Source organism: Amycolatopsis sp. 195334CR, assembly GCF_017309385.1.
Taxonomy (GTDB): domain Bacteria; phylum Actinomycetota; class Actinomycetes; order Mycobacteriales; family Pseudonocardiaceae; genus Amycolatopsis.
In genome coordinates this window covers 918,248-940,715 of sequence record NZ_JAFJMJ010000003.1, presented here as the reverse complement: position 1 = coordinate 940,715, position 22,468 = coordinate 918,248, and the positions used below count along the sequence as shown (strand labels likewise).

General features: G+C 71.1%; 20 protein-coding genes. 10 read left to right on the top strand and 10 right to left on the bottom strand.

Features of this window, described 5'->3' with window-relative positions; genetic code table 11:
* Positions 1-163: 163 nt before the first annotated feature.
* The 4 genes from JYK18_RS41580 to JYK18_RS41565 all read left to right on the top strand — a co-directional run bounded on the left by JYK18_RS41580 (position 164) and on the right by JYK18_RS41565 (position 3,321).
* The gene (locus tag JYK18_RS41580; protein WP_307796302.1) at positions 164-937 is read left to right on the top strand and encodes a GntR family transcriptional regulator; all 774 of its coding nucleotides are present in this window, start codon (positions 164-166) and stop codon (positions 935-937) included.
* Positions 938-1,045: 108 nt separating this feature from the next.
* Entirely contained in the window at positions 1,046-2,164 is a 1,119-nt protein-coding gene (locus tag JYK18_RS41575; protein ID WP_206809440.1) for a TIGR03364 family FAD-dependent oxidoreductase, read from the top strand.
* Positions 2,165-2,280: 116 nt separating this feature from the next.
* The gene (locus tag JYK18_RS41570) at positions 2,281-2,787 is read left to right on the top strand and encodes a hypothetical protein (protein ID WP_206809439.1); all 507 of its coding nucleotides are present in this window, start codon (positions 2,281-2,283) and stop codon (positions 2,785-2,787) included.
* Positions 2,788-2,883: 96 nt separating this feature from the next.
* Positions 2,884-3,321, top strand: a complete 438-nt coding sequence (locus JYK18_RS41565; protein ID WP_206809437.1) for an SRPBCC family protein — start codon at positions 2,884-2,886, stop codon at positions 3,319-3,321.
* 9 nt (positions 3,322-3,330) lie between these two features.
* Here JYK18_RS41565 and JYK18_RS41560 read toward each other — a convergent pair whose 3' ends face one another.
* The 4 genes from JYK18_RS41560 to JYK18_RS41545 all read right to left on the bottom strand — a co-directional run bounded on the left by JYK18_RS41560 (position 3,331) and on the right by JYK18_RS41545 (position 8,540).
* Positions 3,331-5,004 (bottom strand): fumarate hydratase, encoded by a 1,674-nt coding sequence (locus JYK18_RS41560; RefSeq protein WP_374195103.1) that lies wholly within the window; start codon positions 5,002-5,004, stop codon positions 3,331-3,333.
* Between the two features lie 268 nt (positions 5,005-5,272).
* Positions 5,273-6,352, bottom strand: coding sequence for a sigma-70 family RNA polymerase sigma factor (locus tag JYK18_RS41555; protein WP_242584008.1), 1,080 nt, complete (start codon positions 6,350-6,352; stop codon positions 5,273-5,275).
* A gap of 281 nt (positions 6,353-6,633) precedes the next feature.
* Positions 6,634-7,059, bottom strand: coding sequence for a D-aminoacyl-tRNA deacylase (gene dtd, locus JYK18_RS41550; RefSeq protein ID WP_206809436.1), 426 nt, complete (start codon positions 7,057-7,059; stop codon positions 6,634-6,636).
* Positions 7,056-8,540, bottom strand: a complete 1,485-nt coding sequence (locus JYK18_RS41545; RefSeq protein ID WP_307796301.1) for a class I SAM-dependent methyltransferase — start codon at positions 8,538-8,540, stop codon at positions 7,056-7,058. The genes dtd and JYK18_RS41545 overlap by 4 nt, the downstream gene beginning before the upstream one ends.
* A gap of 207 nt (positions 8,541-8,747) precedes the next feature.
* Here JYK18_RS41545 and JYK18_RS41540 point away from each other — a divergent pair, with 207 nt between their 5' ends.
* Genes JYK18_RS41540 through JYK18_RS41530 form a run of 3 tightly spaced genes read left to right on the top strand, consistent with a single transcriptional unit; the run spans position 8,748 to position 10,892 of the window.
* A complete protein-coding gene (locus JYK18_RS41540) occupies positions 8,748-9,281 on the top strand; it encodes a hypothetical protein (protein WP_206809434.1) in 534 nt (177 codons plus the stop codon).
* Positions 9,278-10,537, top strand: a complete 1,260-nt coding sequence (locus JYK18_RS41535) for an amidohydrolase (RefSeq protein ID WP_206809433.1) — start codon at positions 9,278-9,280, stop codon at positions 10,535-10,537. Before JYK18_RS41540 ends, JYK18_RS41535 begins: the two co-directional genes overlap by 4 nt.
* A gap of 40 nt (positions 10,538-10,577) precedes the next feature.
* Positions 10,578-10,892, top strand: coding sequence for a DUF3099 domain-containing protein (locus tag JYK18_RS41530; RefSeq protein WP_307796300.1), 315 nt, complete (start codon positions 10,578-10,580; stop codon positions 10,890-10,892).
* An 18-nt stretch (positions 10,893-10,910) separates the two neighbouring features.
* Here the strand turns inward: JYK18_RS41530 and JYK18_RS41525 are convergent, their stop codons facing one another.
* From JYK18_RS41525 to JYK18_RS41510, 4 genes are read right to left on the bottom strand one after another with little or no spacing between them, the layout of a single operon-like run.
* Positions 10,911-11,774 carry a carbohydrate kinase family protein gene (locus JYK18_RS41525; protein WP_206809431.1) on the bottom strand — a complete coding sequence of 288 codons (864 nt, stop codon included), beginning with the start codon at positions 11,772-11,774 and terminating at the stop codon, positions 10,911-10,913.
* Positions 11,771-12,688: a pseudouridine-5'-phosphate glycosidase gene (locus JYK18_RS41520; protein ID WP_206809430.1), complete on the bottom strand. Its 918-nt coding sequence runs from the start codon at positions 12,686-12,688 to the stop codon at positions 11,771-11,773. The genes JYK18_RS41525 and JYK18_RS41520 overlap by 4 nt, the downstream gene beginning before the upstream one ends.
* A gap of 12 nt (positions 12,689-12,700) precedes the next feature.
* Positions 12,701-13,423, bottom strand: a complete 723-nt coding sequence (locus JYK18_RS41515) for a hypothetical protein (RefSeq protein ID WP_307796299.1) — start codon at positions 13,421-13,423, stop codon at positions 12,701-12,703.
* On the bottom strand, positions 13,360-14,169 hold the full coding sequence (locus tag JYK18_RS41510) for a sporulation protein (RefSeq protein WP_206809429.1): 810 nt from the start codon (positions 14,167-14,169) through the stop codon (positions 13,360-13,362). The genes JYK18_RS41515 and JYK18_RS41510 overlap by 64 nt, the downstream gene beginning before the upstream one ends.
* Before the next feature lie 26 nt (positions 14,170-14,195).
* Here JYK18_RS41510 and JYK18_RS41505 point away from each other — a divergent pair, with 26 nt between their 5' ends.
* A complete protein-coding gene (locus JYK18_RS41505; protein ID WP_206809428.1) occupies positions 14,196-14,441 on the top strand; it encodes a DUF3039 domain-containing protein in 246 nt (81 codons plus the stop codon).
* A 76-nt stretch (positions 14,442-14,517) separates the two neighbouring features.
* On the opposite strand, the gene JYK18_RS41500 is transcribed toward JYK18_RS41505, so the two are convergent.
* Together JYK18_RS41500 and JYK18_RS41495 are read right to left on the bottom strand one after the other, a co-directional pair.
* Positions 14,518-17,607, bottom strand: coding sequence for an efflux RND transporter permease subunit (locus tag JYK18_RS41500; protein WP_206809427.1), 3,090 nt, complete (start codon positions 17,605-17,607; stop codon positions 14,518-14,520).
* Positions 17,608-17,701: 94 nt separating this feature from the next.
* Complete coding sequence (locus JYK18_RS41495; protein WP_206809426.1) at positions 17,702-18,847, bottom strand: YihY/virulence factor BrkB family protein; 1,146 nt, start codon at positions 18,845-18,847, stop codon at positions 17,702-17,704.
* 225 nt (positions 18,848-19,072) lie between these two features.
* Here JYK18_RS41495 and JYK18_RS41490 point away from each other — a divergent pair, with 225 nt between their 5' ends.
* Together JYK18_RS41490 and JYK18_RS41485 are read left to right on the top strand one after the other, a co-directional pair.
* On the top strand, positions 19,073-20,830 hold the full coding sequence (locus JYK18_RS41490) for a DEAD/DEAH box helicase (protein ID WP_206809425.1): 1,758 nt from the start codon (positions 19,073-19,075) through the stop codon (positions 20,828-20,830).
* A gap of 495 nt (positions 20,831-21,325) precedes the next feature.
* Entirely contained in the window at positions 21,326-22,462 is a 1,137-nt protein-coding gene (locus JYK18_RS41485; protein WP_206809424.1) for a sugar ABC transporter substrate-binding protein, read from the top strand.
* Positions 22,463-22,468 lie beyond the last annotated feature (6 nt).

Here is a 22,468-nt window from a genome sequence, read left to right as displayed (position 1 = left end):
GTGAGTCTGCTCGATGGGCTTCGTGATCCAGGTGGTTCCTGGCGGTGCGGGCGGGTCGGCCTCGTACTGGCCGTACTCGGCCGATCCGCCCGTGCCGCCAGGGGCCGGCTGGGCGCGAAGACCGCGAGCTTGACTCGCCGGACAGCGCCTAGGGTGGTTGCTCGTGCCTGAGACTTCGAACACGCCGCCGCCGGCCAGTGGCGGCGGGCCGGTGCGGGACGGCGTTCCCGAGCACGGCCGGATCCCGCGGTACTACGCGATCAAGGTCGAGCTGCTCGGCCTGATCGCCGAGCTGGGGGAGGGCGCCGCGCTGCCCACCGAACGCGAACTCGTCGAGCGGTTCGACGTCTCACGGGCGACGATCCGGCAGGCGGTGGGCGAGCTGGTGCTGGAGGGCAGGCTGAGCAGGCGGCAGGGCAGCGGCACCTTCGTCGCCGGGCCGAAGCTGGTGCAGCCGCTGGCACTGGTCAGCTACACCGAAGGACTGCGGCAGCAGGGCATCGAACCGGGGCGGGCGCTGATCACCCTGGAGACCGTGCCCGCCGGGGCGGCGCTGGGCGCGGACCTCCGCGTCCCGCGCGACGAGCCGGTGGTGCACCTCGAACGCGTCCTGCTCGCCGACGGGGAACGCGTCGGCCTGGAGTCGACCTACCTGGTGGCCGAGCGGTTCCCCGGCCTGCTGGACGTCTTCGATCCGGCGGAGTCGCTGTACGCGTGCCTCCGGAACCACTTCGGGCTGAGCTTCGGCGGTGCGGACGAACGGCTGGAGACGGTGCTGACCACCCCGCGGGAGGCCCTGCTGATCGGCACGAACCCGGCGTTGCCGATGTTGCTCCTGCACCGGGTCTCGTGGGGGACGGACGGGCGGCCGTTCGAACGGGTGCGCTCGCTTTACCGAGGCGACCGGCTCAGCTTCTCGACCCGCCTCACACCGTGAAGTAGATAACGGAAAAGTAACTGGTTCGGTCCAATGTTGCGGGCCGGTTCGGCTCGGGTTCGCCGGGTGGTCGTGAAGCGTTCACCGGCGGCGGCGACCGTCGGCGGCATGCGAATTCTGATCGTCGGTGGCGGGGTGCTCGGCACCATGCACGCCTGGCAGGCCGTCGAACGCGGCCACGAGGTGATCCAGCTCGATCGCGAGCTGGAGGCCCGCGGCGCGTCGGTGCGCAACTTCGGGCTGGTCTGGGTGGGTGGCCGCGCGACCGGTCCCGAGCTGACCACGGCCCTGCGCGCCCGCGAGCTCTGGGAGCAGATCGGCGCCAAGGTGCCCGAACTGGGTTTCCGCGCCAACGGCTCGCTGACCGTCCTGCGCACCGAAGCCGAGCTGGCCGTCGCCGCCGAGGTCGCCAAGGGCGAGGAGGCGGCGGAGCGTGGCCACAAGCTGGTCGACGCCCAGGAGACGCGTGCGATCAACCCCGCGCTCGGCGGCGACTACCTCGGCGCGTTGTGGTGCGAGCGGGACGCGGCCGTCGAGCCGCGTACCGCGCAGCCCGCGCTGCGCGAGTACCTCACCGCGACCGGCCGCTACACCTGGCTGCCCGGCCGTGAGGTTCGCGGGCTCGCCGAACTCGGCGTCGTCGACCAGACCGGCCAGTGGCACGGCGGCGACCTCGTGCTGTTCTGCACCGGTGCCGCGCTCGGTGGCCTGGTCCGCGAGCTGGCCGGGGAGATCCCGGTGCGCCGCGTCCGCCTGCAGATGGCGCAGACCGCGCCGCTCGGCACCCCGCTGACCACCTCGGTGGCCGACGGCGACAGCCTCCGCTACTACCCGGCCTACCGCGGTCCCGCGCTCGACCAGCTCAACCGCACCCAGCCCCAGGCCGAAATCGCCGCCGGGCACGGGATGCAACTGCTGATGGTGCAGCGTCGCGATGGTGGGCTGACCATCGGTGACACGCACGAGTACGAGGAACCGTTCGCCTTCGACGTCACCGAGGAGCCCTACGACCACCTCAACGCGGTGGCGCTGGACCTGCTCGGCCGCCCGCTGCCGCGCATCGTGCGCCGCTGGGCGGGTGTCTACGCCCAGTGCGCCGACCGCGACCGGGTGGTGCACCGCGCCCGCGTCGGCGGCAACGCCTGGCTGATCACCGGACCCGGCGGCCGCGGCATGACCTGTTCCCCGGCGATCGCCGAGGAAACCGCCGCCGAGGTGGGCCTCTGAAACGTCCTAAGTAGACACGGAAGATCGCCGGAGTGGTGGTGGCAATACGAAAGTAGGTACCGTGCAACCCCGTTCGGCACCCGTTCCGTCTACTGGGCATGAGGTACTCAGCGAAGATGGTTGGCGTCGGTGTCGTCCTGCTCGCCGGTACGGCCTGCGCCAGCCCACAGAACGGCAGTCAGCCCGCCGCCGCACCGCCGCCGCCCGCCGCGAGTGCGCCCGCCGACCAGATCGCCCCCGGTGAACCGCAGCCCGCGCCGCCGGTGAGCAAGGTGCCCGGCGGGGCGGAACCCGCGGATCCGGCCGATCCGGAGGCGGGCACCACGATCCCGGAGCAGAAGATCGACGCGGCGAAGCTCCCGGAGGGCTTCCCGAAGAAGGTCGCCATGGTGGCCGACGGCAAGGTGCTCTCCATCGGTGCCCAGGAGGGCGGCTGCGGCAAGGCCAGCCTGGAGATCAAGGAGCAGAGCGCGGAGAAGGTCGTGGTCAACGTGGTCGAGACCGAGCCAGGTGGCAACGTCGCGTGCACAATGGACATTCGCTACCCGACGCTGACCGTCGAACTGGAGCAGCCGCTCGGCGAGCGGACCGTGGTGCTCGAGCACGAGCAGCGCAAGCAGTAACGGGGAAAGACCACAGTGCCGGTGGCCGGGAACATGTCGGGGCGTGTTCCCGGCCACAACCCCGTTCCGGCCCCGGATCCGCCCTAGGGTGTCCCCATGGGACAACGTCAGGTCTCGTCCACGCGGACGATCAACACCACGCCGGACAAGATCTTCGAGCTGCTCGCGGACCCGGCCAAGCACCCGCTGCTCGACGGCTCCGGTACCGTGCTCGCCCCGCAGTCCGGCGGCCCGGAACGCCTCGAACTCGGCGCCAAGTTCGGCATGGACATGAAGATGGGCGCCTCGTACAAGATCCTCAACACCGTGGTCGAGTTCGAGGAGGGGCGCCTGATCGCCTGGCGCCACTTCAACGGCCACCGCTGGCGCTGGGCGCTCACCCCGCTCGACGGCGGCCGCACCCAGGTCACCGAGACCTTCGACTGGTCGACCGCGCGCGTGCCGCTGCTGATCTCGCTCAGCCCGTTCCCGAAGCGGAACAAGGCGGGCATCGAGAAGTCACTGGCCCGCCTGTCCGAAATGTTCCCGGGCTGAGCGAAGGGCTCAGCTCCGGAACGAGATCTGCAGCACCGGCTCGGCGGTCTCGGCGAAGAAGTCGTTGCCCTTGTCGTCGATCACGATGAACGCGGGGAAGTCCTCGACCTCGATCTTCCACACGGCTTCCATGCCGAGTTCGGGGTATTCGAGGACTTCGACCTTCTTGATGCAGTCCTGCGCGAGCCGGGCCGCCGGGCCGCCGATCGAGCCGAGGTAGAAACCGCCGTGTGCCTGGCAGGCGGCGGTCACCTTCTTCGACCGGTTGCCCTTGGCCAGCATCACCAGTGAGCCGCCCGCCGCCTGGAACTGCTCGACGTAGGAGTCCATCCGCCCGGCCGTGGTCGGGCCGAACGAGCCCGAGGCGTAGCCGTCCGGCGTCTTGGCCGGGCCGGCGTAGTAGACCGGGTGATCGCGCAGGTACTGCGGCATCTCCTCGCCCGCGTCCAGGCGTTCGGCGATCTTCGCGTGCGCGATGTCGCGGGCCACCACCAGCGGCCCGGTCAGCGACAGGCGCGTCTTCACCGGCAGCGCGGACAGCTGCTCGCGGATCTCGGCCATCGGGCGGTTGAGGTCCACCTCGACCAGCTCACCGGAGAGGTCGTCCTCGGTGACGTCGGGCAGGAAGCGGGCCGGGTCGCGCTCCAGCTGCTCGATGAACACACCGTCGGCGGTGATCTTCGCCTTGGCCTGCCGGTCGGCCGAGCAGGACACCGCCACGCCCACCGGGCAGGAGGCGCCGTGCCGCGGCAGCCGGATCACCCGCACGTCGTGGCAGAAGTACTTGCCGCCGAACTGCGCGCCGATGCCGAACTCGCGGGTCATCTCCAGCACCTGCTGCTCGAGGTCCACGTCGCGGAACCCGTGGCCCAGCGGGGAACCCTCGGTGGGCAGGTCGTCCAGGTACCGCGCGGAGGCGAGCTTGGCCACCTTGAGGTTGAACTCGGCCGAGGTGCCGCCGACCACGATCGCCAGGTGGTAGGGCGGGCAGGCCGCGGTGCCCAGGCTGCGCAGCTTCTCGTCCAGGAACCGGGCCAGGCGCTTGGGGTTCAGCACCGCCTTGGTCTCCTGGTAGAGGAAGGTCTTGTTGGCGCTGCCGCCACCCTTGGCCATGAAGAGGAACTCGTACTTCGGGTCCCCGTCACCGTCCTTGTGGTACAGCTCGACCTGCGCGGGCAGGTTCGTGCCGGTGTTGCGTTCCTCCCAGAAGTTCACCGGCGCCATCTGCGAGTACCGCAGGTTCAGCTCCTGGTAGGCGTCGAAGATGCCGCGGGAGAGGGCTTCCTCGTCGGTGCCGCCGGTGAGCACGCGCTCGGTCCGCTTGCCGATCACGATGGCGGTGCCGGTGTCCTGGCACATCGGGAGCACCCCGCCGGCCGAGATGGCCGCGTTGCGCAGCAGGTCCATCGCCACGAAGCGGTCGTTGCCGCTGGCCTCGGGGTCGTCGACGATCGAGCGGAGCTGCGCCAGGTGTGAGGAGCGCAACAGGTGCTGGATGTCGGTGATCGCGGTGCGCGCGAGCTGGGTCAGCGCGGCCGGGTCCACCTCGAGGAACTCCTTCCCGGCGGCCTCGACCACGCGGACACCCTCGTCGGTGACCAGGCGGTACTCGGTTTCGGTGTCCTCGCGCAGCGGCAGGACCTCGGTGTGCTGAAAAGTGGTGGTGGCAGGCAGTTCGGGCACTGCGCGGGCTCCCTTGCACGCGGATTTCGGTGCTGGCACCGTACCTCAGCCGGGAGAGCGCGAATAAACGGAAGGCCGGGCCCACCCCGACGGACCCGACCTTCCGGGGAAAGCGGTGCCGTGCGAGGAGCACCCACCGCGAAACTCATGGTGTGGCCCGAGCCGAGACGATCGGGAGGCCTGCCCCCGACCGTCTCGTGACACACGTCATAAGTCAACGCGGCCGAACGGGTGCACAACGGTCACACTGCGTGTTGCGCCAGGTGGATCAGCTGGCGTAGGCCCGCAGGCGGTCGGCCCGCTCACCCTGGCGCAGCTTGGACATGACCTCCCGCTCGATCTGGCGGACGCGCTCGCGGGAGAGCCCGAAGTGCTTGCCGATCTGGTCGAGCGTGCGCGGCTGGCCGTCGTCGAGGCCGTAGCGCAGCCGGATCACGTGCTGCTCCCGGTCGTCCAGGGTGGCCAGCACGCGCCGCAGGTCGTCCTGCAGCAGGCCGGAGATCACCGCGCTCTCGGCGTCGGTGGCCTCGGAGTCCTCGATGAAGTCGCCCAGCGGGGCGTCCTCCTCGGTGCCCACCGGCATGTCCAGGCTTACCGGGTCACGCGCGTGGTCGAGCAGGTCGGCGATCTTGTGCTCGGCGATGCCCGACTCCGCGGCCAGCTCCTCGTTGGTGGCCTCGCGGCCCAGCTGCTGGTGCAGGTCGCGCTTGATCCTGGCCAGCTTGTTCACCTGCTCGACCAGGTGGACCGGCAGCCGGATGGTGCGGCCCTGGTCGGCCATGCCCCTGGTGATGGCCTGGCGGATCCACCAGGTGGCGTAGGTGGAGAACTTGAAGCCCTTGGAGTAGTCGAACTTCTCCACCGCGCGGATCAGGCCCAGGTTCCCCTCCTGGATCAGGTCCAGCAGCGGCATGCCCCGGCCGGTGTAGCGCTTGGCCAGCGAGACGACCAGGCGCAGGTTGGCCTCGAGCAGGTGGTTCTTGGCCACGCCCCCGTCGCGGACCAGCGCGGACAGCTCGGCGCGGCGCTTCGGGGTGAGGTCCGCGGCGGTGTCCAGCATGTGCTGGGCGAACACGCCCGCCTCGATGCGCTTGGCGATCTCGACCTCGTCGGCCGCGGTGAGCAGGGCCGTCTTGCCGATCCCGTTCAGGTAGACGCGGACCAGGTCGGCGGCCGGGCTCTGGGCGTCGAGGTCGGCGCCTTCGGGGACCAGCGCGGTGGGCTGGACGCTCTGCGCGCCCGGCGAGGTGGCGCTCGAGGAGGAAGTGCCCGTATCGTCGGAAACGGACTTGGGAATCTTGCGGCGGCGAATGCCCCTGGCTTCGCGCTCAAGAGTCTGGACTGACATTTCTGCCTCCCCGGTCACGGGCTGACGTGTGTGGCTGGCGTCACACGCCAACGCTGTGCGTCACGGGACGGGCCTGTGGAACCCGTCTCGTGAGTCCGGCTGGCTGGCCGGACATTCGGTTCAACGCCTCGGTGTCTCGAAACGTTCCCGAGTCGTCGAAGAGAAGACGGCTCCGGGGAGGCCGAAGTTGCTCCAGCAAGCCTGAGCTTTTCCTGAGAACGGCTCAGTAGCTTCGGTGTGACAGCGGGGAGTCAGCGTCGTCTTGTGGTCTAGACCACCCGTCAGACCTCGACCAGCACGGTGAACGGGCCGTCGTTCACGCTGTGCACCGACATCATCGCGCCGAAGCGGCCGGTGGCCACCGGCGCACCGCGCCCGCGCAGTTCGGAAACCACGGAATCCACCAGTTTTTCCGCTATATCCCCACGGGCGGCGTTGCCCCAGGACGGCCGCCTGCCCTTGCGGGTCTCGCCGTAGAGGGTGAACTGGCTGACCACCAGCAGCGGCGCGCCGGTGTCGGCACACGAACGTTCTTCGCGAAGAATGCGAAGTTCGTGCAGTTTCCTGGCCATCGTCGCGGCCTGTTCCTCGGTGTCGTCGGTGCGGATGCCGAGCAGTACCAGCAGTCCCGGTTCGGTGATGGAGCCCACCACCTCGCCGTCGACTGTGACACTCGCCTCGGTCACCCTGGCGACCACGGCCCTCATCGCCCGGTCACCGGCAGCAGCATGCCGTGCCGCACCAGTTCGCGGACCACCGGCAGCGCGGCCTCGGTCAGCTCCTCGACCTCCTGGCCGTGCCCGAAGGCCAGCAGCTCCAGCAGGTCCTCCAGCGGCAGCGCGCCGCGGCAGCCCGCCAGCAGCGCGGTGGCCAGCTCGTCCAGTTCGTGCTGCCAGCCGGGCCCGTCGGTGCGGTGCAGGCGGCGGATCGCGGTCTGCCAGCCCTCGTCGGTGGCGTTGTCGACCCGTTCGAGCACGACCGTGTCCGGCACGGTGAACCGCGTCTCCAACAACTCGGTGTGGTGCTCGCGCAGCCAGTCCACCCGGTCGAGCCAGCCCGCCGCCTCGGCGCCGAGCGGATCGTCGAACGCCTGGCGCAGGTCCTCGCAGACCACCGTGGGCGTGCCGCCGGTCCGGCGCAGGGTGACAAAACCGAACCCGATGCCCTCGACGTCGTGCTCGGCGAACCAGTCGAGCCAGGCACCCGCCTTGGCGCGGCCCTCCGGCGACTTCGGGTCCAGCCCGGCGTCACGCAGCCAGGTGCCGACGTACAGCCCGGGATCGGCCACGTCCCGCTGGACGAACCAGGCGTCGGTGCCCGCGGGCAGCCAGCGGTGCACCCGATCGGCCCAATCCTCGCCCTTCACGTGCAGCCACGAGGCGAGCAGCTGGCCGACGCCACCCTCGTTGAGGAACGAGGGCAGCTGGCGGATCACGAGCGCGCTGGCGTCGTCGCCGCCGAGGCCGGAATCGCGGTAGACGTAGTCCACCCGCGGCGGGCCCACCACGAACGGGGGATTGCAGACGATCTGGTCGAACCGGCGGCGCGCCACCGGTGCGAACCACTCGCCGCGCGCCAGCTCCACGTCCACCTCGTTGAGCGCGAAGGTGGCCTTGGCCAGTGCCAGCGCGCGGTCGGAGATGTCGGTGGCGGTGATCCGGCTCGCGTGGCGGCTCGCGTGCAGCGCCTGCACGCCGTTGCCGGTGCCGAGGTCGAGCAGGCTGCCGACCGGGCGGCGGCTGGTCGCGCGGATGAGGCTGAGCGAGGCGTGCCCGACCCCGAGCACGTGGTCCTCGGGGACCGGGTGGCCGAGCACGTCGGAGTCGAGGTCGGAGAGCACCCACCACGAGGTGTCGTCGTCCCCGTGCGGCCGGAGGTCGAGCCCGGCGCGGATGCCGTTCTCGGCGCGGCGCACCAGCCCGGCTTCGAGCGAACCGTCCAGCGGCAGCGCGTCCGCGACGGCCGCCTCGCTTTCGGTGGACCCCAGCAGGAACAGCCGGATCAGCACGCCGAGCGAGCCCGCGTCCCGGCTGGCGCGGAACGCCAGTTCCGGCTCACCGCGGCCGAGCGCGGCGTGCGCGGCACCGCCGAGCGCCTCCACCACCCCGTCGGTGTCGTAGCGGGCTTCGCGCAGCGCGTCGCGCAGGCGGGCGCGGAAGTCGGGGGAGAACTCAGGAAGATCGCTCACGAGTGCGCATGATCCCACGGGGACGACCACCAGTGGTTGCCCCCGGAAGCCCTTCGTGGGTATCGGCGGATCCAGGTTTCCGCTGGGCGTGCCGCGTGAAGGTCCTCGTACCGAGTCGTACTCGGGCCTTTGCGCGGTGCGTCCAGCGGGAAGCTGGGCCGTCGAGACCCCGAAGGACTTCCGGGGGCGACCACTAGGTTGGTCGCCATGTCTTCGGCACAGGTACCACTTTGGGTGCCGATCCTGGTCGGCGTGCTCGGTGTCGCCGGTGTGGTCACCGCGCAGGTGATCACCACCTTCCGCGAGGAACGGCGCTGGCGTCGTGAACAGCAGCGGGAGGATCTGCGCTGGGAACGGCAGAAGGAGGAACGCACGCACGAGGCACGGGCGGAGGCCTACGCCGAACTGATCGGCGTGGTGGAAGCCCTCGACTTCGCGCTGTACCGGGTTCGCAAGGGGGATGAGAACGATGTCGTGCTCGCGGACGACCTGCGCGAGGTCGTGTCGAAGGCGCGGCACGCCCTCGGACCGGTGAACCTGCACGCACCCGAGCGGATCCGGGTGAAGCTGAAGGAGTCGATGCTGCCGCGCTTCGATCTCGCCGCCAAGCTCCTGGAGAAGGGCGGCGACGATCTGGGGAAGTGGCACAAGGGGCAGCGCGAGTACCGCCTGCTCCGCGCGGAGATGCGCCGCGACCTCGGCCTGGACGCCGAAGACCTGAGCCACCTGGAGGAGAAGTGACCGACGTGCTGGCCGGGCTGGCCGGGCTGCTGCCGGACCTGGAAGCGCTCTACCTCGACCTGCACCGCCACCCCGAACTGGCCTTCGCCGAGCACCGGACCGCCGGACTGCTGGCGGACCGCCTCGAAGCGGCGGGGTACGAGGTGCACCGCGGCGTCGGGCAGACCGGCGTGCTCGGCGTGCTGCGCAACGGACCCGGCCCGAAGGTCATGCTGCGCGCGGACATCGACGCGCTGCCGGTCGAGGAGAAGACCGGGCTGGAGTACGCGAGCACGGCCCGCGTCACCGGTGCCGACGGGCAGGAGGTGCCCGTGATGCACGCGTGCGGGCACGACATGCACGCCACCTGGCTCACCGGGGCGGCGGCACTGCTGGCCGCGCGGCGGGAGGCCTGGTCCGGCACGCTGCAGGTGGTCTTCCAGCCCGCCGAGGAGGTCGGCGGCGGGGCCGAGGGCATGATCGCCGACGGCCTCTTCGACCTGGGCGGGCGGCCGGACGTGGTGCTCGGGCAGCACGTGGTGCCGGGACCGGCGGGCTGGGTGCTCACCCGGCCCGGCGTGATCATGGCCGCCACCGACGCGCTGCGGATCGTGCTGCACGGCCGCGGCGGGCACGGTTCGCGGCCGGAGACCACGGTCGACCCGGCCGTGCTGGCGGCGTCCGTGGTGATGCGGTTGCAGACGATCGTCTCGCGCGAGATCTCGGCGAACGAGTCCGCGGTGGTCACCGTCGGTTCGATGCACGTCGGCACCACGCACAACGTGATCGCCGACGACGCGGTGATCGAGGTCAACGTGCGGACGTTCGACGAAACCGTGCGGAAGAAGGTGCTCGCCGCGATCGAGCGCATCGTGCACGGCGAGGCCGCGGTGGCGGGCGCGCCGAAGCCGCCGGAGATCACCGAGATCGGCAGCTTCCCGGTGACCAGGAACGACGCCGCCGCCAGTGACGAGCTGACCGAGGCGTTCCGCGCGCACTTCGGCGCCGACCGGGTGCTGGAGGCACCGCTGGTGACCGGCAGCGAGGACTTCAGCGAGTTCGGCACCGCGGCCGGGGTGCCGTCAGTGTACTGGCTGGTCGGCGGTCTGGACCCGGAGCTGGTGCTGACCGCGATGGCGGCCGGCCGGTTCGAGGCGGACGTGCCGTCGAACCATTCGCCGCGGTTCGCCCCGGTCCCGCACCCGACGCTGTCCGCCGGGGTGGAGACGCTCGTGGTCGGCGCACTGCACCGGCTCGCGCCCCCGGGTGTCGGATGAGCGGGCGGAGTGGGAACATGGGTGGGTTGGAGGTGGTGTGGTGAGTGAGCCGCGAGGCACTTCCGAGCCGGTCCTGATCACCGAGGCGCAGGCGTCCTACGAGGAACAGCTCGGCGCCCGCAAGCGCAAGTACATGCTGATGATGGGGCTGCGGTTCCCCTGCCTCATCCTGGCCGGGGTCTTCTACCACACCTGGTGGCTGGCGCTGGGGCTGATCGTGCTGTCGATCCCGCTGCCCTGGGTGGCCGTGCTGATCGCGAACGACCGCCCGCCGCGCAAGGCCGAGTCGGTCAGCCGGTACCAGCGGGAGGCCAAGGCCATCGAGCAACGCGAACACCGCGTGATCGACGGCTGACCTCCCGCCGGCCGGGGTTCACGGCTGGGCGCCGACCTTGCCGACCGCCCTGGCGCCGAAGCGGACCCCGGCGCGCAGGGCGTCCTCATGGGACGAACCGGACAGCCAGGCGGCCAGCACGCCCGCGTCGAAGGCGTCCCCGGCGCCGGTGGAGTCGATGCACTCGGCGGGTTCCGCGGGCACCGAGACCACGCCGTCGCCGTTCACCCAACTCGCGCCGTCCATGCCCGAGGTGACCACGACCTCGCCGACCGTGCCGAGCAGCGCCTTGGCCGCGGCCGGGTCGCCGGAGCCGGTCAGCGCGGCCAGCTCCGCCGCGTTCGGCATGAGCAGGTCGACCCCGCGCACGTCCGCCAGGAACTGCGCGCCGTCGGTCAGCAACGGGGCCGACTGCGGGTCCACCGAGGTGGTCATCCCGGCCCGCTTGGCGGCCGCCAGTGCCGCGAGCCCGGCGGGCCGTGACGTGGCGTCGAGCAGGACGTACCCCGACAGGTGCAGGTGCTGGGCACCGTCCAGCGCTTCCGCCGTGACGTCCTCCGGGCAGAACCGGGCGTTCGCGCCGCGGTCCGGCAGCATGCTCCGCTGGCCGTCGTTGTCCACCAGCACGACCACGCAGCACGTGGTGGCCTCGGGGTCCACGGCCAGCGCGCACCGGATCCCGGCGGCTTCCAGTTCCGCGCGGATCAGCCGTCCGCCGGCGTCGTCGCCGATGCGCGCGACGAGCGTCGGCTCGGCACCGGCCGCCCGCAGCCACATCGCGGTGTTCGCGCCCGCGCCGCCACCGGCGAACCGCACCTTCGTGCGCACGTCACCGCCGTGCAGGATGGGCCCGTCGTGCTGGGCGACCACGTCCAGCCCGGCGTCCCCGACCACGACGATCATGCGCTCAGCTCCACGGCCACCTCGGCGGCGAGCCGCACGTTCGACACCACCAGCGCCTCGTTGGCGTCCAGGCTCACCCCGCCGCTGGCGGTGTGGAAGTGCTCCAGCAGCACCGGCGTGACGTCCGAGCCGAGCACCTCGCGCTCCCGCAGCAGTTCGAGCCCTTCGGCGAGCAGGCGGTCGTGCAGCGAAGCGTCCATTTCGAACTCTTCCGGGATCGGGTTCGCCAGCAGCGCGGCGGAACCGGTGAGCCGCCGGTGCGCGGCGAAGGCGGCGGCGGCCTGCTTGGCGTCGTCCACCCGCCAGTTCAGCTCGAAGCCGGAGCTCCGGCGGTAGAAGGCGGGGAACTCGCCGGTGCGGTAGCCGAGCACCGGCACCGAGTTGGTCTCCAGCACCTCCAGCGTGGCCGCGATGTCCAAAATGGACTTGACCCCGGAGCAGACCACCAGCACCGGCAGCCGGGACAGCGCGCCGAGATCGGCGGAGACGTCCCAGGTGCCGGTGGCGCCGGGCAGCGGGAGGTGCACCCCGCCGAGGCCGCCGGTGCCGAACACGCCGATCCCCGCCGCGTGCGCCAGCGCCGAGGTGCTGGCCACCGTGGTCGCGCCCGAACCGCCCAGCCCCAGTGCCGGGCCGAGGTCGCGCCACGAGAGCTTGTCCAGCCCGGCGTCCTCGGCGCAGACCCGCTCCAGCTCGGCGGGGGACAGGCCGATCACCGCGCGGCCGTCCAGCACCGCGATGGTGGCGGGCACCGCGCCCGCCCCGCGCACCGCGCGCTCCAGCTCGGCGGCCACCTTCAGGTTCCGGCCCGGCGGCAGGCCGTGCGAGAGGATCGTGCTTTCCAGCGCCACCACGGGATTGCCGTCGGCGAGGGCGTCGGCCACTTCGGGGGCCACGGTCAGGTAATCGGTCACAACGGGACATCCTCACCGATCAGGTGACGGCGGCGCTTCCCGGGTCAGCACACCCAGCTCCCTGGCCAGGTTCCGCTTGGCCGCCGCCTCCCAGCGCGACCGGCCGAGCGCGGTGCGGTACAGCGGGTCGCGCGCCAGCAGCCGCGCGAGCACCTTCGACCGGCCGGCCGCCCAGTCCTGATCGGACACGGCGGCGTACTCCGCGCGCACGTTCGCCGAGAACGCGTCGTACGCGGCGTCCGGCGCGCCGAGGGTGGCGAGATCGGCGTCGAGCAGCGCGGACGCGGCCAGGTCCTCGGCGGGCGCGTCGTGCCCGAGCGTGGTCAGCACCAGCTCCTCGACCCGGAGCACGTCCGAACCGCCCAGCCCGGCGGTCTCCAGCCAGCTCACCGCCCAGTCCGCGCTGTGCCGCTCGTCGTGGCCGGGGCTGGCGTCGTAGACCACGTCGTGCGCGCACGCCGCGAGCGTGACCAGTGCCTGCTCGCGGGCGGGCAAGCCCAGGTCAGCCCCGATCTCCGCGCTGTCGCGCACCACGGCTTCGAGGTGCTCGGCGGTGTGGTACCGGCGGTGCGGCTGGGCGTACTGGGCCGCGAGTTCGGCGGCCGCGCGGGCCCCGACCTCCAGGTCACCGCCGAGCGTGACGTGGGCCTGCAGCCAGGCCTCCCGCGCGTTCAGTCGAAGATCCCGCGGGCCTTGGCCACGTCGTGCAGCCAGCCTTCGAGTTGCTTCTCCCACGGGACCCGTTCGAGGTTCGCGTGGTCGACCTTGAACGAGCCGAGGAACTCCTGGCCGCGCCCGCCGAAGCCGCCGGTCTTGCTCACCCGGACGCGCTTGACCACTTCGAGCACCACGGTGGTCTCGGTGGGGTTCGACAGGAAGGTCACCGCCACCGACTCGAACACCGGCGCGAACCGCTGCGACGGGCTGAACCGGATCTCCTGGAAGAACGGCAGCTGCTGGGTGACGCCGTTGATCCGGCCCTTCTCCAGCGTGGCGCCGGTGAAGGTGAAGCCGACCCGGCTCATCGCGTCGAGCACCCGCTTCTGCGCGGGCAGCGGCTCGATCGACGCGGCGTCGACGTCACGCGGGTCCGACACGCTGCCCGCCAGGTCGAGGCTGGTCTGCACGCCGACCGCGATCCCGGCCAGCGGCTTGCCGAACACGCTGCTGATCGGCGTCTCCCACGGCAGGGCGATCTCGAACGGCAGCCGGACCTGCTGGCCGGGCCGGATCACCTCGTTGCCCGCCAGGTGCTGGTCGCCGAAACCGAGGTCGCCGATCTCCGGCTCCCCGCGGTCCGACGGGATCTCCACCCTGGCGATCAGCCGGATGCCCAGCGCGTTGATCTCCTGATCGACTTCGCCGCCGAGCAGGAGGACCTCACCGCGGAGGGGACGGCCGGGCTGGACGGCGCGATCGGTCAGCCGCGCGTCGAGCCGCGCGCCACCGGAGCCGAAGCTGGCGAGCACCTTCTGGAACATGGCGCCGATACTGCCATTATGGAGGGGTGAGTACGCAGACCTTGCCGGAAGTCGACACCCGTCCCGAGGGCACCGACACCACGGACGACGACACCCCGAAGATGTTCCACTACGTGAAGAAGAACAAGATCGCCGAAAGCGCGGTCATGGGCAATCACGTGGTGGCGCTGTGCGGAGAGGTGTTCCCGGTGACGAAGTCGCCGAAGCCGGGCTCGCCGGTGTGCCCCGACTGCCAGAAGATCTACGAGGGCCTCCGCCCCGGCGGCGACTGACCCCCGCTTGAGGCTGTGAATGTGGCTTTCACCGCGGATTCCGCAGTGAAAGCCACATTCACAGCACTCGCGCGCGCTAGTGGGCGCCGGCCAGTTCCGGGGTTTCGGTGCGCGCCGCCTTCTTCGCGCGCCGCCGTTCCTTGCGGCCTTCGACCATGGTGTACAGCGTCGGCACCAGGATCAGCGTCAGCACGGTCGAGCTGACCAGCCCGCCGATCACCACGATCGCCAGCGGCTGCCCGATGAACCCGCCCTGCCCGGTCAGCCCGAGCGCCATCGGCACCAGCGCGAAGATGGTCGCCGCCGCGGTCATCAGGATCGGGCGCAGCCGCCGCCTGCCGCCCTCGACCACCGCGTCCGCCACGCTCATGCCCTCGTCGCGGTACTGGTTGACCAGGTCGATCAGCACGATCGCGTTGGTCACCACGATGCCGATCAGCATCAGCATGCCGATCAGCGCGGGCAGCCCCAGCGCGGTACCGGTGAGCAGCAGCAGGCCGATCGCCCCGGTGGCCGCGAACGGGATGGACACCAGCAGGATCAGCGGCTGCACCAGGCTGCGGAAGGTGGCCACCATGATCAGGAAGACGATCGCGATCGCCGCCAGCATGGCCAGGCCCAGCTCGGCGAAGGCCTCGTTCTGCTCCTGGCTCACCCCGCCGAGCGTGTAGGCGGCACCGCCCGGCAACGCCAGCGCGTCCAGCTTCCCGGTCAGGTCCCTGGTCACCGCGGCCAGGTCGGACCCGGTCGCCTTGGCCGAGACCGTGGTGCTCAGCTCCCCGTCGGTGCGCTTGACCTCGGTCGGCCCGTCCACCGTGCGCACGGCCGCCACCTGGTCCAGCCGGACGATCCCGGTCGCGGTCGGCACCGGCAGCGCGGCCACCGCCGCCGCGGTCCCCGGCTTGTCCCCGCTCCGCAGCACGATGTCGGTCCGGGTGCCGTCGACCGGCAGCTGGGTGACCGTCTGCCCGGCGATGGCCTGGTTGGCCAGCTGCCCGATGGTGGTCGCGCTCAGCCCGCGCTGGGCCGCCTTGACCTGGTCGACCTCGATCTGCACCCGCGGCATGCCCGCGGCCAGGTCGTTGGTCACCGCGGTCAGCCCGCCGACCTCGCCGAAGGCCCGCTCCACCGCGTCGGCGGCGGGGCGCAGCGACGCCTCGTCCGGCGCGGTCACGGTCACCGACACCTCGTCCGACGCCGGACCGGCCGCCGCACCGCCGAACTCCAGTTCACCGAGGCCCTGCTGGCCGTTCAGGGTGTCGCGCAGGCGGTTCTCGAAGGCGTCGAGATCGGTGCCCTCCTTGACCGTGATGCTGATGTTCGTGGTGCTCGCGCCGCCCCCGCCGAACATCGCGGCGACCGGGTCGTTGCCCACGGTGACCTGGTACTTCTCCACCTCGCCGGTGGCCGCCAGCGCCTGCTCCACCCGGATCGCCGCCTGCTCGCGGGTGTCCAGGCCGGTGCCCGGCTCGAACTTCTGGCTCAGGCTGGTCGTGGTGGTGGCGCCGTCATCGAGGAAGTTCGTCTCCAGCTTCGCGGTCAGCCCGATGGTGCCGGCGAAGATCAGCAGGGACAGCAGCACCACGGTCAGCCGCCGCCGGGTGGCGAACCGGATCACCGGCACGTACAGCCGCTGCAGCAGGCCCCGCCGCTCCTTCTCCAGCGCGCGCTGGAGGTTCGCCTCGGCCTCTTCGGCGGACGCCGCGGCCTTCGGCGGCTTGAGGAACCAGTAGGCCAGCACCGGCACCACGGTCAGCGAAACCAGCAGGGAAGCCAGCAGCGCCACGGTGACGGTCAGCGAGAACGGCGCGAACAGCTCACCGGCCATGCCGCCGACGAAGGCGATCGGCAGGAACACCGCGACCGTGGTGAGCGTGGACGCGGTGACCGCGCCCGCCACCTCGCGCACGCCGTTGAGCACGGCACGTTGCTTGCCCTCGCCGTACCCGAGGTGCCGTTTGATGTTCTCCAGCACCACGATCGAGTCGTCCACCACGCGCCCGACGGCGATGGTCAGCGCGCCGAGGGTGAGCAGGTTGAGCGAGAGGTCGCCGGCCCACAGCGCGAGCAGCGCCACCACCACCGACAGCGGGATGGACACCGCGGTGACCAGGGTCGAGCGCACCGAGAGCAGGAAGAGCAGGATCACCACCACGGCGAAGGCCAGCCCCAGCAGCCCTTCGGTGGTCAGCCCGCTGACCGCCTCGGCCACCTGCGGGCCCTGGTCGAAGGTCGGGGTCAGCTCGGCGCCCAGCTTCTGGCTCAGCTCGGGCAGTTTCGCCGCCACCGCGTCGGAAACCGCGACCGCGCTGCCGTCGGTGACCATGGTGACGTTGATGCCCAGGCTCGGCTTGCCGTTGGTGCGGGTGATCGAACTGGCCGCCGCGAGCGAGGGCTCCACGGTCGCCACGTCACCGAGTTTCGCGGTGGGGGAGAGCTGGAGGTTCCGCAGACTGTCCACAGTGACCGGTCCGCCGCCGACCTCGACGGAGAGCGTGCGCTCGCCGTCCTCGATGGTGCCCGCCGGCACGGCCGCGCCCGCGGTCTTGAGCGCGGTGGCCAGCGCGGTCGGCTCCACCCCGGCCGCGGCGAGCCTGGCGTAGTCGACGTCGATGGTGACCGTCTTCTCCTGCGCACCGGTGACCGTCGCGTCGCGCACGTCGGTGACCTTGCGCAGCTCCGGCACCACTTCCCGGTTCAGCCGCTGGGCGAACTGCTGCTGGTCACCGGGGGCGGAGGCGGCCAGGATGACCACCGGGATGTCGTCGGTGCCGCCCGCGGTCACGGTGGACTCGGTGTTCTCCGGCAGTTGCGGGCGCAGCCGGTTGACCGCCTGCTGCAACTGGTTCACCGAGGCGTCGATGTCGGTGCCGTAGGCGAACTGGACCACCACCGTGGACGCGCCCTCGGCCGAGGTGGAGGTGACCTCCTCGACCCCGGTGATGCCCTGGATCCCGCCTTCGATCGGCTGGGTGAGCTGGCGGTCCACCGCGTCGGGGGAGGCGCCGGGGTACGGCGTCACCACCACCGCGCTCGGCAGTTGCAGCGACGGGTAGAGCTGTTGCTTGAGCTGCGGCAGCGCGAGTGCGCCGAAGCCGAGTACCAGGATGGCCAGCAGGCCGATCAGGCTTCTGTTCCGGAGGCTGAGCTTGGCCAGCGCGGACATGACGGGAACCCCCTAGGTGCGGGCCACGCCGGTGCGTGGCACCGCTGAAGCCTGTCATCACGGCCCGTACCCGCGGCTCAACCGAGGAGTGGATTCACGTCCTACTTTGGGATGAGGGCGGGGTTTCAGCCGGTCGCGCCGGGTGTTCGGCCGGTTCGTCCGCGTCACCGCGCGGCTCGGCTTCGGGCTCCGGTTCGGCCTTCCGCGGGCGCCGCAGCGGGATGGTGGTGCGTTCCCAGAGCTTGCGGCCCTCCTCGGTGCGCAGCCGCTCGCTGGCCCGTTCCATCTCCAGCCGCCGCCACTTGCGCCGCTGGCGCCGGGTCATCTTGGCCGGCCACAGCTCCTGGATGGCGCTGTTGAAGTAGGCACCGCCGACCACCGCGAGGCCGATGAAGAAGGTGAACAGCAGGAAGGCGATCGGCGTGGCCAGCGCGCCGTAGGTGTAGCCGGTGGTGGTGATCCAGGAGATGTAGATCCGCAGGCCCACACTGGAGAGCAGGAAGATCGCCATGGCCAGCACCGCGCCCGGCAGGCCGCGGTGCCACGGCAGCTTGCGCGGCAGCGCCAGCTTGTACAGCGTGGCCAGCGCGAGCACCAGCAGCGCGCCGAGCACCGGGAAGTACAGCGTGCCGACCAGGTCCCGCACGGTCGGCTGCCAGCTGTCCGGGAAGAACTCCGGCAGCAGGTCCGGCCCGATCGCGATCACCGGCAGGCCGACCACCAGGAAGACCAGCATCACCAGGTACAGCAGCAGCGCGAAGATCCGCTGCCAGACCTCGTTGCGCACGCCGTACTGGCCGTGGGCCACGGTGATCGCGTCGACGAAGGAGGACATCGCCGAGGAACCGGCCCACAGCGAGATCAGGAAGCCGATCGAGACGATCTCGCCCTTGCCGATGGTCAGGATGTCGTTGACCGTCGGCTCGATGATCCGGGTGACCACGTCGGAGCTGAAGATCTGCGCGCAGAAGGCGATGATCCGGTCGTGCACGGCGGTGACCACGCCCTGGCCGAACCAGTCGCCGATGAAGCCGAGGCTGCCGAGCAACCCGAGCAGCAGCGGTGGCAGCGAGAGCGTCTGCCAGAACGCGGCCTCGGCCGACTCGGAGAAGATGTTGCCGTCCCACGCCTTGTTCAGCGTGCGCTGGATCAACCGCAGCGGGCGCTTGCGGGCAGGCTTGGGCCCCGGCGCCCGCTCGGCGTCGGGGTCTGCGTCGGGTTCGGGGTCGGCTGTGTTCATCTTCACCCTCAAGCATGGTGCATTCGGGCGAATTTGGCTCGTGGGGGCACCTCTTGCCGGGGTGTCGCCGGGTTGTGGCCGTGCTCTCGCCGCCGCCCGCCGTGGCGCGGCACGAAGTTGTCGGGGGCGGCGGGTAAGCTCGTCGGAGCCTCCGCAGCGGTGCCACGCGGGGGCGTTCGCATGTAGTCGCAGGGGATAGCACGCCCAGAGGGGAGTTGGACCTCTTTGTCGGAGACGGCCCAGCACGATCGGGCGGCCGCCGGATTCAGCGCTCCGCCGCCCGGCCAGGACACCACCGTCCGGCCGCTGCGCGCCTGGCAGCGCCGCGCGCTGACCAAGTACCTGACGACCAAGCCCAAGGACTTCCTCGCGGTGGCGACGCCCGGCGCCGGGAAGACCGTCTTCGGCCTGCGCATCGCCGCCGAACTGCTGTCCGACCGCACCATCGAGGCGGTCACCATCGTCACGCCCACCGAGCACCTCAAGCACCAGTGGGCGGCCTCGGCCGCGGCGGCGGGCATCGCGATCGACAGCAACTTCCGCAACACCACCGGCGTGACCTCCTCGGACTACCGCGGGGTCGCGGTCACCTACGCGCAGGTCGCCGCGCACCCGACGATGCACCGGGTGCGCACCGAGAACCGCAAGACGCTGGTGATCCTGGACGAGATCCACCACGGCGGCGACGCCAAGTCGTGGGGTGACGCGGTGCGCGAGGCGTTCACGCCCGCGGTCCGGCGGCTTTCACTGACCGGGACACCGTTCCGCAGCGACGACTCGCCGATCCCGTTCATCACCTATGAGCCGGACGGCGAAGGCGCCATGCGCAGCCGCGCCGACCACGCCTACGGCTACTCCGACGCGCTCGCCGACGGCGTCGTGCGGCCGGTGGTCTTCCTCGCCTACTCGGGGGAGGCGTCGTGGCGCACGAGCGCGGGGGACGAGTTCACCGCGCGGCTCGGCGAGCCGCTGACCGCGGAGCAGAACGCCCGCGCCTGGCGCACCGCGCTCGACCCGTCCGGTGAGTGGGTGCCCGCGGTCCTGCAGGCCGCCGACACGCGGCTGAGCCAGGTCCGCACGAGCATGCCCGACGCCGGTGGCCTGGTCATCGCCACCGACCAGGACTCCGCCCGCGCGTACGCGAAGATCCTGCAGCGCATCTCGGGCGAGGCGCCCGCGGTGGTGCTGTCCGACGATCCGAAGGCGTCCGCGCGCATCGGCGAGTTCTCCGAGTCGACGGACCGCTGGCTGGTCGCGGTGCGCATGGTGTCCGAAGGCGTGGACGTGCCGCGGTTGGCGGTCGGGGTGTACGCGACGAGCGCTTCGACGCCGCTGTTCTTCGCGCAGGCGATCGGCCGGTTCGTGCGGGCGCGGCGGCCCGGTGAGACGGCGAGCGTTTTTGTGCCGAGCGTGCCGGTGCTGCTGGAGCTGGCGAGCGAGCTGGAGGTCCAGCGCGACCACGTGCTGGGCAAGCCGCACCGCGAGAAGGACGGCTGGGACGACGAGCTGCTGGTCGCCGCGAACCGCACCGAGGACGAGCCTGGTGAGGAGGAGAAGGCGTTCACGTCCCTGGGTGCCTCCGCCGAACTCGACCAGGTCATCTACGACGGCAACTCGTTCGGGACCGCGGTGTTCTCGGGATCGGACGAGGAGCAGGAGTACCTGGGTCTGCCGGGCCTGCTGGAGCCGGACCAGGTGCGCGCGCTGCTGCGCAAGCGCCAGGAAGAGCAACTCGCCGACGACAAGCGCCGCAAGCCCAAGGTGGAGGCCCCGCCCCCGGCACCCAAGCCGCGCACGGTGGCCGAGCGCCTGGGTGCGCTGCGGAAGGAACTGAACGCCCTGGTCGGCATGTACCACCACCGCACCGGGAAGTCCCACGGCCAGATCCACAACGAACTCCGCGCGGCCTGCGGTGGCCCGCCGACCGCGATGGCCACGCTGGAACAGCTGGAAGAACGCGTGGTCACGCTGCGCTCCTGGTAGCTCCGAGCCGAACCCGCCCACCCAGGTCCCCGGACCCGGGTGGGCGGGTTTCTTCATGGCCCCCACGCGACCCCGCTCCGCCGTCGCGAAGGGTGGCAGCAGCGCTGTGAATGTGGCTTTCACTGCGGAATCCGCAGTGAAAGCCACATTCACAGCACCGGGCCGACCCCGGACCCTCCTGGTGAGGGGTTTCTGGGTGCCCGCCTATCGGGTGAACCTGCACCCGGTCCCTGGCCCCGGATCGTCACGCTGCGGATAGTGGGCGGACACCCACCCTGGGCAGTCACCCGCTCGCCGGTCACGCTGCGTCCGGAGTGGACTTAGGTGGCCCTGTTGCCAAAACGTATCCGGACATCCGGTACTGGATCGATTCAGACTTCTTCCGTTGGTAACCTGCCGGGACATATGTTGTCGCCCACAACATTTGCGCGACGGGGCGCCGGTCCGGGCAGGGCCGCCGCGCTGCTCGGGCGCAGAATCCGGGAAGGACAACGGATGCGCAGGACAAAGACTCTTGCCCTCTTCGCCGCGGCGGCGAGCGTCACGATCGCACTCGCGGGCTGCGGGGCCAACTCCGAAGCCCCGCCGGCAGGCTCGAGCGGCACCGCCACCGCCGGGCAGCAGCCCGCCACCGGCGGCGCGAAGGTCGGCGTGGTGCTGCCGGAGACGGCGAGCTCGGCCCGCTGGGAAGGCTTCGACAAGCCGATGATCGAAGAGGCGCTCCGCGCCGCCGGTCTCGACCCCGACGTGCAGAACGCCCAGGGTGACGTGCAGAAGTTCAGCACGCTCGCCGACGGCATGATCGCCCAGGGCGTCAAGGTGCTGATCATCGCCTCGATCAACAGCGAGGTCGGCAGCGCGGTGGCGACCAAGGCGCGCAACGCCGGCATCCCCACCATCGACTACGACCGCCTCAACCTCGGCGGCTCCTCCGACTACTACGTCTCGTTCGACAACGAGAAGGTCGGCGAGCTGCAGGGCCAGGCGCTGGCCGACGCGCTCAAGGACAAGCCGGCCGCGCAGGTCATCGAGATCGAGGGCGCGCCGACGGACAACAACGCGACCCTGTTCTACAACGGCCAGCAGCGCGTGCTCGGCCCGCTGTACACCTCGGGCACGCTGAAGCTGGTCCAGAAGCAGGCCATCGACAACTGGGACAACCAGAAGGGTGGCTCGACCTTCGAGCAGATCCTCACCGGCAACGGCGGCAAGGTCGACGGCGTGGTCGCCGCGAACGACGGCCTGGCCGGCGCGATCATCACCGTGCTGAAGAAGAACGGCCTCAACGGCACCGTCCCGGTCACCGGCCAGGACGCCACCGCCGACGGACTGAAGAACATCCTCCGCGGTGACCAGTACATGACCGTGTTCAAGCCGATCAAGGAGGAGGCCGAGGCCGCCGCCAAGCTGGCCGCCGCGCTGGCCAAGGGCGACAAGGCCGCCGCCGACGCGATCGCCACCGGCACCGCCCGCGACGACAAGGGCGGCCGCGACGTCAAGTCGGTGCTGCTGACCCCGCAGACCGTGCTCAAGGCCGACATCAAGAAGGTCGTCGACCAGGGCTACGTCAAGGCGTCGGAGATCTGCGCCGGCGACCTGCAGCCCGCCTGCACCGAACTCGGCATCCAGTAGCCGAGC

Coding starts and splice junctions, on each gene's coding strand:
- JYK18_RS41555 (WP_242584008.1), bottom strand. CDS start 6,352: ATGTCAGTCCAGACTCTTGAGCGCGAAGCCAGGGGCATTCGCCGCCGC.
- JYK18_RS41485 (WP_206809424.1), top strand. CDS start 21,326: ATGCGCAGGACAAAGACTCTTGCCCTCTTCGCCGCGGCGGCGAGCGTC.
- JYK18_RS41570 (WP_206809439.1), top strand. CDS start 2,281: ATGGTTGGCGTCGGTGTCGTCCTGCTCGCCGGTACGGCCTGCGCCAGC.
- JYK18_RS41495 (WP_206809426.1), bottom strand. CDS start 18,847: ATGAACACAGCCGACCCCGAACCCGACGCAGACCCCGACGCCGAGCGG.
- JYK18_RS41575 (WP_206809440.1), top strand. CDS start 1,046: ATGCGAATTCTGATCGTCGGTGGCGGGGTGCTCGGCACCATGCACGCC.
- JYK18_RS41525 (WP_206809431.1), bottom strand. CDS start 11,774: ATGATCGTCGTGGTCGGGGACGCCGGGCTGGACGTGGTCGCCCAGCAC.
- JYK18_RS41500 (WP_206809427.1), bottom strand. CDS start 17,607: ATGTCCGCGCTGGCCAAGCTCAGCCTCCGGAACAGAAGCCTGATCGGC.
- JYK18_RS41540 (WP_206809434.1), top strand. CDS start 8,748: ATGTCTTCGGCACAGGTACCACTTTGGGTGCCGATCCTGGTCGGCGTG.
- dtd (WP_206809436.1), bottom strand. CDS start 7,059: ATGAGGGCCGTGGTCGCCAGGGTGACCGAGGCGAGTGTCACAGTCGAC.
- JYK18_RS41565 (WP_206809437.1), top strand. CDS start 2,884: ATGGGACAACGTCAGGTCTCGTCCACGCGGACGATCAACACCACGCCG.
- JYK18_RS41510 (WP_206809429.1), bottom strand. CDS start 14,169: ATGTTCCAGAAGGTGCTCGCCAGCTTCGGCTCCGGTGGCGCGCGGCTC.